Raw genomic sequence first — 13001 nt, forward strand, 5'->3', positions numbered from 1 at the left:
AATAATTAGAATAATCGGTTCATAGCTTTAGTTTTGAGGATTACTAAACCCTCAAAGAAACACCTTGTGAAAAAACATGTCCTGTTTTTGATTCTTGGCCTACTCCTGGGAACTTCTGTCAAAGGCCAAATCAAGATTGGGGATAACCCACAAACACTAGACCCTTCCTCAGTTCTGGAATTGGAAAGCAACTCAAGGGTATTCGTCATTACCCGGGTCAACGATGCTCAAATGCAGAGCATAACACCGCTTAGAGGCGCAATGGTCTACAATACTGACACGCAATGCGTTCATTTCTACAACGGAACCGAATGGATCAATCCCTGTGATCAACCAGATGAACAGACGTTTTCGGCAGATGCCATTGTAAACTTCGCCCCTACCATGATCATCACGGAGAATGGAACCAATTTCAATTTCGAAGTAGGGCAAATCACAGGGGACAACATTGTCGGAACCACAGTAAATGGAGATTTTCATTTACAGGATGAATCCGTGACCACCCGCAAACTTGCGGATGGCTTGATAACCCTTGATAAATTGGCCGATGGTACCAGTGCCGGAGAACTTATCCGCTGGAACGGAACCAACTGGGAACTTATTGATGAAACTGGATTGGTGGTAACCGAGCAAGATGGTATTATTGGAAATGAAATTACGGATGCAGCCGATGGAACCTTGGTTCGTTCAGGAACAGGGATTGTTGGCGATGAGTTTTTATTGGATGTAAGTCCTTTGGGCATTACCGATGCAGAGTTGGCCAACAATGCTGTGACCACAAACAAAATTTTGGATGCCAATGTTACAAATGCCAAATTGGACAAGGCCAATATTCCCATTAGTGGGTTTCAAGCTGCTGCTGCAAATATAGATTTGGGAAATTTTCAAATCAACAATCTTTTGGACCCTACCTTGGCACAGGATGCGGCGACCAAAAGTTATGTGGATAATGTAGCAGATGACGATATCACCTCTGCAAGCTTCGACGCGCCAACGAACGTCCTTACCATCAACGAGGGCGCCAGTTTCGTCACGGCGGACCTGAGCGACCTGGACGACAGTGCGGGCGTAACCGCCAATACCACGGCCATTACCGCAAACACAACCAATATCACAACCAATGCAACCGACATAGCAAACCATATTGCAGCCGACGGTGACACCGACGATGAAAACGAGCTGTCGGACCTGAGTCTGACACTGACCACATTGGAGCTGACCAACGCTGCAACTGGGGCAACAGGGGTCGACCTGGACGCAACCTTCGCAACCGACGCCGAGCTACTGGCCGCAACGGATGACGACATCACCTCTGCAAGCTTCAACGCGCCAACGAACGTCCTTACCATCAACGAGGGCGCCAGTTTCGTCACGGCGGACCTGAGCGACCTGGACGACAGTGCGGGCGTAACCGCCAATACCACGGCCATTACCGCAAACACAACCAATATCACAACCAATGCAAATGCTATCGCAGCCATCGATGTAACCGTTAAGCCCATCACTTCTACTGGTTCTGACATTACACTCACGAATGCAAATTACACGGTTATACTTAATAATTCTGGAAGCTTCTCAACAGGTGTTACCTTACCTACAGCCGCAACAGCTCCGCTAGGTAAAATCTTTGTCATTCGGAATAACAGTGGAGGACCTGTCCCAATTGTGGGAGCTACTGTTCCAACAGTATCCGATGCCTCTGCTGTATGGGTACAAAATGATGGTGCAATCTGGCAACAAATAAACTAATGCAAAGAATATTCGCCATACTGTTCATTTTAGGGGTGGGGTTTACCCAAGCCCAAACCGCCCTATACAATAACGGAAACCTGCGTATCCATGCAGGTGGCAATCTGGGCTTCCATACTGATTTAATCAATGACGTTCCTTTTGACAACAATCTGGGACTAGCTGGTTTTTATAGCAATACCCCTATTCAGGTACAAGGGAGTATTTCTCCCACCTTTACTGATGTAGAGTTTTTGGTTCCCAGTAATTTGTTTTTGGGCAACAACCTAAACGTCTTGAACAATGCCAATTTCATTGATGGCAACGTACTTACCCCTCAAAACGATCAAACCATCTATTTGAATTTTGGGGATATTGGCTTTTTCACTGGTGAAAATGATGATTCCAAAGTATCTGGTTTTGCAGCAATTGAAAATCGCGAGTTTTTCTCTTTTCCTGTGGGCGACCAGACCCAGTTACGACCTTTAATGCTGGAATCTGAAGGAATCACACCTTTGGCCATCTGTGCCTATTTCTTTGAGGACCCTTCCAGCCCCTCCTCTATTTTGGAAAGTTTTGATGTCAATGAAAAAGTTCGGGATATTGGCACGGTTTCCGACAGGGAGTTTTGGATTGTGCAAAGTGACGTAACATCGACCGTTACCATTAGTTGGAACCTAAGAAGCAATTTAGCCTTGATCCCAAATGCAACCGCGGAAGATATTATTGTGGTGGGTTGGAGCAAGCAGGCCAACCAATGGGTCATTATTGGTAGTTCGGCGCGAAGTGGTGATATTTCTCAAGGTTTTGTGGTTTCAGAACCTTTCATTCCCAGCGATTTTGCTGCCATTACTTTTGGCACTTTGCCATTGCCAACAGACACCTTTGCTGTGAACAATCCCACCTTGGGAAACTACTTTCTTAGTCCAAACGGCGACGGGACCAACGACTTTTTGGTTATTGATGGCATGGAGGAATCCCCTAATAACAGCCTTCAAATTTATAACCGATTCGGGCAAAAGGTATACGAAAGAGTTAACTACGTAAACGAATTCGTGGGGGAGTCCAACACTGGCAATCTCATCCTAAGTCAAGATATTGGACTCCCTGAAGGAATTTACTACTATCTGGTCACTTTGGACGACTTTCAGTTGGAATATCAAGGATTCCTCTTCTTGGATAGATAACTTGTAAGAAACTTCTTATATCGTTGTAATTATCTAATCCATAGACGATTGGTATAGGCTATTCCCTTTACCACGTCAAACTTTCATTACACAACATTTAATGGCGATTACCTCTTGAATCGCATACTTTTACGCTGCCCTGAAAATTATTGTGAAGTAATGAAAAGAAGATTATACCTTTTTGCTCTTTTGTTTCCCATTCTTGCCTCCTCTCAGGTTAAAGTCGGGAATAATCCAAATACAATTAATCCAGCTTCGATAATTGAGCTGGAAAGTAGTGATAAGGCGTTGGTTCTTACACGTCTCTCGTCTGCACAAATGCAAAGCATCTCCCCATTAAACGGGGCATTGGTTTACAACACGGATACCTCGTGCATCCATTATTTTAATGGATCTCAATGGATAAACCTTTGTAATGGTTCCAGCCCGGCCGGTTTTTCATTTGTTGATAATGGTGATGGTACGTTTACCATTAATTATGACGATGGAACAGTTTTTACTTCATCAGATTTAACAGGACCGCAGGGACCTCAGGGCGATATTGGACCTCAGGGACCACAGGGTCTACAGGGCGATGTCGGACCACAAGGGCCGCAAGGATTACAGGGTGACGTTGGGCCTCAGGGACCTCAGGGTGACGTTGGACCCCAAGGGCCGCAAGGTGACGTCGGACCACAAGGGCCGCAAGGTGATATTGGACCGCAGGGACCACAAGGATCACAGGGCGATACCGGACCACAAGGACTACAGGGTGACGTTGGACCGCAAGGGCCGCAAGGAGACACAGGAGCTCAAGGACCACAAGGACTTCAGGGTGACGTTGGACCGCAGGGACCACAAGGAGATACCGGACCACAAGGGCCACAGGGTGACGTTGGGCCGCAGGGACCACAGGGACTCCAGGGCGACGTTGGACCACAAGGATTACAAGGTGATGTCGGGCCACAGGGACCACAGGGTGACGTCGGACCTCAGGGACCGCAGGGTGACGCCGGACCACAAGGGCCACAGGGTGATGCCGGGCCGCAAGGACCACAAGGTTTGCAGGGTGATGTCGGACCTCAAGGGCCACAAGGATTACAAGGTGACATTGGACTGCAGGGACCACAGGGTCTACAGGGCGATGTCGGACCACAAGGGCCGCAAGGACTCCAGGGCGATGTCGGGCCTCAAGGGCCACAGGGCGATGTGGGACCGCAAGGGCCACAAGGACTTCAGGGCGACGTTGGACCTCAGGGACCACAGGGAGACGCCGGACCACAGGGACCACAAGGATTGCAGGGTGATGCCGGACCGCAAGGGCCACAGGGTCTACAGGGCGATGTCGGACCACAAGGATTGCAGGGTGACGTTGGACCACAGGGTCTACAGGGCGATGTCGGACCGCAAGGGCCGCAAGGACTCCAGGGTGATGTCGGACCACAGGGACCACAAGGAGATACTGGACCACAAGGATTACAGGGTGACGCCGGACCGCAAGGACTCCAGGGCGATGTCGGGCCTCAAGGGCCACAAGGACTTCAAGGTGACATTGGACCGCAGGGACCACAGGGCGATGTCGGACCACAAGGACCGCAAGGAATACAGGGTGACGTCGGACCGCAAGGGCCACAAGGAGACGCCGGACCTCAGGGACCACAAGGAGATACCGGAGCTCAGGGACCCCAAGGAGACACAGGAGCTCAAGGGCCGCAAGGTGATGTTGGACCACAAGGATTACAGGGTGATGTCGGGCCACAAGGGCCGCAAGGTGACGTTGGACCACAAGGATTACAGGGTGATGTCGGGCCACAAGGGCCGCAAGGATTACAAGGTGACGTTGGACCTCAGGGACCACAGGGTGATGTTGGACCCCAAGGGCCGCAAGGTGACGTCGGACCGCAGGGACCACAAGGAGATACTGGACCACAAGGATTACAGGGCGATGTCGGACCGCAAGGGCCACAGGGTCTACATGGCGATGTCGGACCACAAGGGCCGCAAGGATTACAAGGTGACGTTGGGCCTCAGGGACCTCAAGGACTACAGGGTGACGCCGGACCGCAAGGACTCCAGGGCGATGTCGGGCCACAGGGACCACAAGGACTTCAGGGTGACATTGGACCTCAGGGACCACAGGGAGACGCCGGACCACAGGGACCACAAGGAGATACTGGACCACAAGGATTACAGGGTGATGCAGGACCTCAGGGGCCGCAAGGAGATACCGGAGCTCAGGGAGCTCAGGGTGACGTTGGACCGCAAGGGCCACAAGGAGACGCTGGACCACAAGGGCCACAGGGTGATGCCGGGCCGCAAGGACCACAAGGTTTGCAGGGTGATGTCGGACCTCAGGGACCTCAGGGTGACGTCGGACCACAGGGACTTCAGGGCGATGTCGGACCACAAGGACCACAAGGACTCCAGGGCGATGTCGGACCTCAGGGGCCGCAAGGTGACGCCGGACCACAGGGGCCACAAGGACTTCAGGGTGACATTGGACCGCAGGGACCACAAGGTTTGCAGGGTGACATAGGACCGCAAGGGCCACAAGGTGACGCCGGACCACAGGGGCCACAAGGACTTCAGGGTGATGTCGGGCCGCAAGGACCACAAGGATTGCAGGGTGATGTCGGACCACAGGGTGACGTTGGACCACAGGGACCACAGGGTCTACAGGGCGATGTCGGACCGCAAGGACCGCAAGGTGATATTGGACCGCAGGGACCACAAGGACTCCAGGGAGATGCCGGACCACAAGGATTACAGGGCGATGTCGGACCGCAAGGGCCGCAAGGACTCCAGGGCGACGTCGGACCACAGGGACCACAAGGAGATACTGGACCACAAGGATTACAGGGTGATGCAGGACCTCAGGGGCCGCAAGGTGACGCCGGACCACAGGGACCACAAGGACTTCAGGGTGACATTGGACCTCAGGGACCACAAGGAGATACCGGAGCTCAGGGACTACAGGGTGACGTTGGGCCGCAAGGACCACAAGGATTACAGGGTGATGTCGGACCTCAGGGACCACAAGGAGATACCGGAGCTCAGGGACCCCAAGGAGACACAGGAGCTCAAGGGCCGCAAGGTGATGTTGGACCACAAGGATTACAGGGTGATGTCGGGCCACAAGGGCCACAAGGATTGCAGGGTGATGCCGGACCGCAAGGGCCACAGGGTCTACAGGGCGATGTCGGACCACAAGGGCCACAAGGATTACAAGGTGACGTTGGGCCTCAGGGACCTCAGGGTGACGTTGGACCACAAGGATTACAGGGTGATGTCGGACCACAAGGGCCGCAAGGATTACAAGGTGACGTTGGACCGCAGGGACCACAAGGACTTCAGGGTGATGTCGGACCACAGGGACCCCAAGGACTCCAGGGCGATACCGGGCCACAAGGGTTACAAGGTGACGTTGGACCACAGGGACTACAGGGTGATGTCGGGCCACAAGGGTTACAAGGTGACGTCGGACCACAGGGACCACAGGGCGATACCGGACCTCAAGGAATACAGGGCGACGTTGGACCTCAGGGACCTCAGGGTGACGCCGGACCACAAGGATTACAGGGTGATGTCGGACCACAAGGACCACAAGGACCTGTTGGACCACCACAAACCTTAAGCAAAGCTGGAAATACTATTACCTTAAGTGATGGTGGAGGGTCAGTTGATGAAACCGTCACCAATTTGACCCAAAACACCACTACGGGTGTAATCACGTATACGAATGAAACCAATACGAACCAAACCGCAAACGTGGTTGGAGCCGAAACAAATAATAGTATAACCGTTGGGGCCAATGGCGGAGCATTTTATGAAAGCCCTATAAAGGCCTTTGGAAAAATTGCAGCCAATGGAAGCGTTACCCGCGCTACAGCAGGTATTACGGTTACTAAACTTAGTGGAAACGGGTACTATCGCGTGAATCTACCAACAGGACTGGTAGGTGATGCCAATTACATCATTCAACTTTCGCAGCCCAGTAGGGATGGTTCAGGAAATGATGACCCAGGTATTTCTTATAGAAATCAAACCAGTACGAGCTTTGAGGTTATCGTAGGAGATAATGACAACGGTGGATCCGATAGAAACCGTTTCAACTCCGAATTCATGTTCACCGTTATTGATCTATAATCTTCAATATGAAAAGACTGTTTCATCTATTATTGCTTTTTTCAAGCTTGCAGATTGTAGCCCAGGCGCCAACCGCAGGGGATTTGGTAGGTATCCATAATGTTACCGATACAGAAATGAGCAATATCGCGAACCCCATCGAAGGTTCCATGGTGTATAATACAACTACTCGCAGCATTCATTTTTTTAGTAATGGGGCATGGGTGGAAGTGCCCAATGTCACAAACACATACATGGGTACTTTTCAAATTTCCAATACAGGAAACCAAACCATTTCCGGAATACCCTTTGAACCAAACAGCGTTACCTTTTGGGCCTACGCCAATGTGGAGAATTTCAATTTGAATTCTGATAACGGTGTTGGAAACAATAACTCCGGTATTGCGAATTCTTTTGGCTCAATGACAGGATTTGCCAGAAATGATGGAGGAAGTATCACCGAACAAGTAATTTATGTCGGAGGTAGTGGAAATTCAATCAACGATATTTCAAGGTACGCTTCCAACTCTCATTCTATCGGCCTGCGATACGGGAATCAGAATGGAAACAATTTGGGTATCACCTCAGCTACGGTGACCCGTTTTAACTCAGACGGATTTTTACTGAATACAGATAGTTTTGCCGACGGGATTGTGGTGATTTTTCAGGCTTTTAGATGAAACAAAAAAGATGAACAAGAAACTTGGAACATACTTTTTGAGTTTACTGGCGGCAATGACCTTCTCATTGATCAACGCCCAGGATGCCTTCCATAATTTTGGGAATCTGCAGTTCCATTCCACCTCTGCCGTAGGATTTCATTTGGATGTAATTGATGATGGCACTTTTGACAATAACCGAGGACTAACCGGGTTTTATAGTTCGGGTCGATTGAACATTTCGGGCTCGTCAAATCCCATTTTTGAAGATATGGAAATTTTCGTTGATAATGGGTTGCAGTTGGATACCTGGGTGGGTGTTACCAACAATGCCAATTTCATTTCGGGAGATGTCACTACAGTTAAATCAAACTTAAATGACTACCTAAACTTTATCGACGATGCATTTTATACAGGTACCGGTAACAACACTCATGTAAACGGTTATACCGGTGCTTCAAATAAATCGTTGATCACATTTCCTGTTGGTGATGGCGAACGTATACGGTATTTGACCTTAAATTCGGTTGAAATCAATAGTTTGGCACGATGTTCTTACTTTTTTGAAGACCCTAACGCTCCTGTTTCGCTGTCCCAAACTTTCAGCACTGACCTTACCTCCCAAGATGACTTGCAAGTAAGCACCCTGGAATTCTGGAGATTACAGGGTGATCGAAGTTCAGTGGTCACGCTTACATGGGATACCAGAAGTAGTGTATCCCTGCTGGCTGAAACTGTTGAAAGTCTTGTTGTGGTGGGGTGGAACAGAAATGAGGGAGTATGGGAAAATCTCGGCAATACCTCAATTTCCGGGAATTTGGAGAACGGAAGTATTACGTCGGTCAACTTTATTCCAGATGATTACGAGATTCTAACGCTTGGTGGAACGGATGACCTTTTACAGCCCTTTTCAATTTTGGAACTGGACAACTACTTCCTTACGCCAAATAATGACGGTATCAATGATTTTCTGGTAATCGATGGAATAGAAAATGTACCCAATAACATCTTGAACATCTATAACCGATATGGCGTTCTGGTTTATTCGAAAGTAAACTACAATAACGAGTTCAATGGTCTTTCAAACAGAAATGCTGTAATACGTCAAGATTCTGGCTTGTCCGCTGGGATTTATTTCTATGTACTAACCGTAAATGATACCAAAGAAAAGTTTCAAGGCTACCTGTACCTTTCGAACTAAACATGACGGTTAAACAATTGTTCGTCGGCTAGACTGAAAAATACTTCTTAACTTCGGACAAAATCCAATTGTAATTCATGCAAAGAAGGAATTTCATTAAGACAACTGCCGTTGCTGGTGCGGCTTTGGCTTTGCCGCCCTTCGTCTATCCCCAATCCGATATAGAGTATTCCATAGAAGAATTAATGGGTAAGGCGGATATTGAGCTTTTTGGTGAAGGTATCAATCTAAGGGAAGAGGCCTATAAATCCTATCAAGCGATGAAAAAGGCGGCGTATTCGGACGGGTTCAATATAAAAATGATATCTAGTTACCGTGACTTCTATCGGCAAGAAGGAATTTGGGAACGAAAGTATCTTAGGTTTACCGAGGATGATGGAATGCAACCTCTTGACGCTATTGATAAAATAATCGAATATTCTACAATTCCCGGGACCAGTAGGCATCATTGGGGCACGGATATAGATATTATCGATGGCTACCCTAAGGTAAATGGTGATGTTCTTGTTCCAGAAAAGTTTGAAGCTGGAGGTCCTTTCGAAGCATTCAAAAAATGGCTTGATGAAAACTCGGAGCGCTTTGGATTTTATCTGGTCTACACGGATGAACCCAAACGAAGGGGGTTCAAATATGAGCCTTGGCACTATAGCTATGCCCCCATTTCAATACCCATGCTTACGGCATTCCGTAAAAAAAACATCCTTAAACTTCTTCAAAATGAAGATTTTATAGGCTGCGAACACTTCACAACGGGTTTTTTGAGGTCTTATATCCAAGACAACATTTTGGATATCAACCCTAAACTTCTGTAGTCTGATTTTTGTATCTTGAGGTGCCTTCAAGACGTACACCATGAGAAGAGGAAGTTGGAAAATTCGAATTTTAATTGGTCTGGCCATTGTTGCCTTTGCTTTTATACAGCGGTGCAGCAATAAGGAGACGAACCCTTACACTGGGCGAGTACAGAACATCAATATGACTGCTGACCAAGAAATTGCCATAGGGTTACAAAGCGCGCCTGAAATGGCGCAGCAGCATGGAGGGTTATATCCCGATCAACGGATGCAGGCCCTAGTGGATGCTGTTGGCAAAAGATTGGTGCAAAATAGTATTGCTAGGGAAACTCCCTATCAATTTGATTTTCATTTACTGGCCGATGACCGTACCATTAATGCTTTCGCCCTACCTGGCGGACAGTGTTTCATCACCTATGCCCTCTTCTCACAGTTAGATGAAGCGCAACTTGCTGGCGTTTTAGGTCATGAAATAGGCCATGTTATTGGAAGGCATTCTGCCGAACGAATTGCCGAAAGTAGTTTTTGGCAAACCCTTACCATGGGAGCCAGCGTAGGTGGGGATTTAGGTGGATTGGTCAGTGGTATTGGCCAAAATACATTGCTTAAGAATGGCCGGGGCGACGAGTTGGAAAGTGATGAATTGGGAGTGATTTTATTGATTCAATCGGGCTATGACCCCAATCAAATGATCAAAGTAATGGAGATTTTAAAGGCTGCAGCGGGGCCCAATCGTGTACCCGAATTTCAAAGCACACATCCTGATCCTGAAAACCGTATCGAAAAAATTAAAGAAGCTATTGAAAAATATTCAGGTCGATAGAATTGCCACGTTCATCGATTAAAACAAACAATTCCTCAGTTTTGTTTACCTTTGAGTGACCCCAAATCAAGCTACCTTTTCATTTAACCCATTTGTGCTGCCAAATACGAGAACAGATGGGAACACTATTACATTTTAAATCGCTGTACCACGAAGCTTTTGATGATTGCAGGCCAAGTTTTTTGGTAATGCTCCTAAAGGCCTATGCCGTTTTTTGTGGAGTATTGTTAGCTATGGCATTTTACGCCTTTCTATACAGGGCATTCACAGGTTTCGATTTTTAAATCAGTACACTCTTTTACAAGAACACTATATAGTAAAATGAGCAAAAAAGCCCTTCCAAATTGGAAGGGCTTTTTTAGGATGAATAAACTCCTTTCTTATTTTTTCATAGCAGCTTTCAATGCCTGTAACGCTTCCATGGCGCCTGAAAGTTCAGCGTACTTGGCAGCTGTATAGCCTTTATCACACTTTTTCTTGGCATTGGCACCGTTGGCCAATAACAGTTCTACAATCTCAACCCGATTGTAGCGTGCGGCATAATGGATAGGTGCCATCCCCAATGATTTTTTGTCAACGTCCTCTCCAAGTTCAATAAGTTTTTTAACGGTTTCCACGTCTCCTTTTACAATGGCCTTGCAGAAAGAGTTCAGCTCTACCGAAATTTTTGGAACTTCAACTGTGTTGTCCACCGCAGTGGAATTGTTTGCGTTCATGCCCGTGGCCACAAAAAGGCACACGGCAACGACTGTTAGGATTGTTTTTTTCATGATGAATAATTTTTGATTATAAATAAGTTTTATAACTAGATAGACTCCTTCTATCTTCAAATGTTACAGGATTAACACTTATATAACTTAATTTTAACAAGAGCGCACGAAATGGTCCAAATTATTATCAAAATCGCAAAAGGAAAAGACCTTGAAAATCTAGGGCATCCCGCTTAATCATATTATTTTTGGAAATCAACCGATTACGATGGAAAAAAAAGTCATTCTGATGATATTGGATGGTTGGGGGAAATCTCCCGACCCCAAAGTTTCTGCAATTGCACAAGCCGATACCCCATTTGTTGATTCCCTATATCAAAATTATCCTGACGCCAACCTACTGACCGATGGGATGAACGTAGGTCTTCCCGAAGGACAAATGGGAAATAGCGAAGTGGGCCATATGAATTTGGGAGCAGGAAGAATTGTTTACCAAGATCTGGCAAAAATCAACAAGGCCGTAAAGGAGGATACACTTAAAAATGAACCTGTACTAAAAGAAGCTTTCAATTATGCTTTGGAAAACCGCAAGGCCGTTCATTTTTTGGGATTGGTCAGTGATGGAGGGGTTCATAGTCATATTGACCACCTAAAAGCTTTGATTTCGGCGTTTGATGAGCTAGGCAAAGGTGAGGGCAATGGTTATGTACATGCTTTTACAGATGGAAGGGATGTTGATCCAAAAAGTGGTAAAGGCTTTTTGGCGGATTTGGCCTATTTCTGTTCCAATAAGAATACCAAATTGGCTTCCGTAGTGGGTCGTTATTATGCCATGGATCGCGATAAACGATGGGAACGTGTAAAACTAGCCTACGATTTGGTTGTAAATGGCAAGGGTGAAAAAGTGGGCCAGATAGAGAAAGCCATGCAGAACAGCTATGATGAAGGCGTTACCGATGAATTCGTCAAACCAATCGCGATTGTCGATGCAGATAATCAACCTCTTGGGACAATAAAAGAAGGAGATGTTGTCGTTTTCTTCAATTTTAGGACGGACAGAGGTCGTGAATTGACCATGGCTTTGAGCCAACAAGATTTTCACGAGCAAAACATGCATAAGTTAGCGCTTCATTATGTCACCATGACCAACTATGACGATACCTTCGAAGGAATCAAGGTGGTTTATGACAAGGAGAATATCAAAGACACCCTTGGAGAGGTCTTGGCGAACGCGGGCAAAAAACAAATTCGAATAGCAGAAACAGAAAAATATCCCCATGTTACCTTCTTTTTTAATGGAGGTCGTGAAAAACCCTTTGAAGGGGAAAAGCGCATTCTTTGCCCATCACCAAAAGTGGCAACCTATGACCTAAAACCTGAGATGAGTGCCTATGAAATTCGTGATGCCATTGTTCCAGAGCTTGCAAAAGGAGAGGCAGATTTTGTGTGCCTCAATTTTGCAAATCCAGATATGGTGGGACATACGGGAATCATGGAAGCCGCCATCAAAGCATGCGAAACTGTCGATGAATGCGCAAAGGATGTCATTGAAGCTGGATTGGAGAATGGATACTCCACCATCGTAATTGCCGATCATGGAAACTGTGATACCATGGTCAATCCTGATGGAAGCCCCAACACGGCCCATACGACCAACCCCGTCCCGATTATTCTCGTGGATCCCGAAATAAAGAATATTAAAGATGGTGTTCTCGGGGATATAGCCCCAACCATTCTAAAGCTTATCGGGATAGAACAACCGGAACGCATGACTCAAGACTCACTCATATAACCC

12 protein-coding genes are annotated in these 13001 nt (G+C 47.3%); 11 read left to right on the forward strand and 1 reads right to left on the reverse strand.

Annotation, left to right across the window (positions count from 1 at the left end):
- Positions 1-66 precede the first annotated feature (66 nt).
- The 10 genes from EW142_RS08820 (at position 67) to EW142_RS16715 (ending at position 10780) form a co-directional block, all read left to right on the forward strand.
- A complete protein-coding gene (locus tag EW142_RS08820) occupies positions 67-1749 on the forward strand; it encodes a hypothetical protein (RefSeq protein ID WP_130612843.1) in 1683 nt (560 codons plus the stop codon).
- Complete coding sequence (locus EW142_RS08825; RefSeq protein WP_130612846.1) at positions 1749-2915, forward strand: gliding motility-associated C-terminal domain-containing protein; 1167 nt, start codon at positions 1749-1751, stop codon at positions 2913-2915. Before EW142_RS08820 ends, EW142_RS08825 begins: the two co-directional genes overlap by 1 nt.
- Before the next feature lie 574 nt (positions 2916-3489).
- Entirely contained in the window at positions 3490-5430 is a 1941-nt protein-coding gene (locus tag EW142_RS16800) for a hypothetical protein (protein ID WP_205783244.1), read from the forward strand.
- A gap of 561 nt (positions 5431-5991) precedes the next feature.
- Positions 5992-6528, forward strand: coding sequence for a hypothetical protein (locus EW142_RS16885; RefSeq protein WP_240740242.1), 537 nt, complete (start codon positions 5992-5994; stop codon positions 6526-6528).
- Between the two features lie 65 nt (positions 6529-6593).
- Positions 6594-7040 (forward strand): hypothetical protein, encoded by a 447-nt coding sequence (locus tag EW142_RS16890; protein ID WP_240740192.1) that lies wholly within the window; start codon positions 6594-6596, stop codon positions 7038-7040.
- A gap of 8 nt (positions 7041-7048) precedes the next feature.
- Positions 7049-7699: a hypothetical protein gene (locus EW142_RS08835; protein ID WP_130612849.1), complete on the forward strand. Its 651-nt coding sequence runs from the start codon at positions 7049-7051 to the stop codon at positions 7697-7699.
- 10 nt (positions 7700-7709) lie between these two features.
- A complete protein-coding gene (locus tag EW142_RS08840) occupies positions 7710-8879 on the forward strand; it encodes a gliding motility-associated C-terminal domain-containing protein (protein ID WP_240740193.1) in 1170 nt (389 codons plus the stop codon).
- Positions 8880-8956: 77 nt separating this feature from the next.
- Positions 8957-9691: a D-alanyl-D-alanine carboxypeptidase family protein gene (locus EW142_RS08845; RefSeq protein ID WP_130612852.1), complete on the forward strand. Its 735-nt coding sequence runs from the start codon at positions 8957-8959 to the stop codon at positions 9689-9691.
- Between the two features lie 40 nt (positions 9692-9731).
- Positions 9732-10496: a M48 family metalloprotease gene (locus EW142_RS08850; protein ID WP_130612854.1), complete on the forward strand. Its 765-nt coding sequence runs from the start codon at positions 9732-9734 to the stop codon at positions 10494-10496.
- 116 nt (positions 10497-10612) lie between these two features.
- A complete protein-coding gene (locus EW142_RS16715; RefSeq protein ID WP_165395248.1) occupies positions 10613-10780 on the forward strand; it encodes a DUF6747 family protein in 168 nt (55 codons plus the stop codon).
- 96 nt (positions 10781-10876) lie between these two features.
- On the opposite strand, the gene EW142_RS08855 is transcribed toward EW142_RS16715, so the two are convergent.
- Positions 10877-11266: an ankyrin repeat domain-containing protein gene (locus EW142_RS08855; RefSeq protein ID WP_130612857.1), complete on the reverse strand. Its 390-nt coding sequence runs from the start codon at positions 11264-11266 to the stop codon at positions 10877-10879.
- 208 nt (positions 11267-11474) lie between these two features.
- Here EW142_RS08855 and gpmI point away from each other — a divergent pair, with 208 nt between their 5' ends.
- Positions 11475-12998 (forward strand): 2,3-bisphosphoglycerate-independent phosphoglycerate mutase, encoded by a 1524-nt coding sequence (gene gpmI, locus EW142_RS08860; RefSeq protein ID WP_130612860.1) that lies wholly within the window; start codon positions 11475-11477, stop codon positions 12996-12998.
- Positions 12999-13001 lie beyond the last annotated feature (3 nt).

It is taken from the genome of Flagellimonas allohymeniacidonis, from assembly GCF_004296335.1.
In the GTDB taxonomy this organism is placed as follows: Bacteria; Bacteroidota; Bacteroidia; order Flavobacteriales; family Flavobacteriaceae; genus Flagellimonas; species Flagellimonas allohymeniacidonis.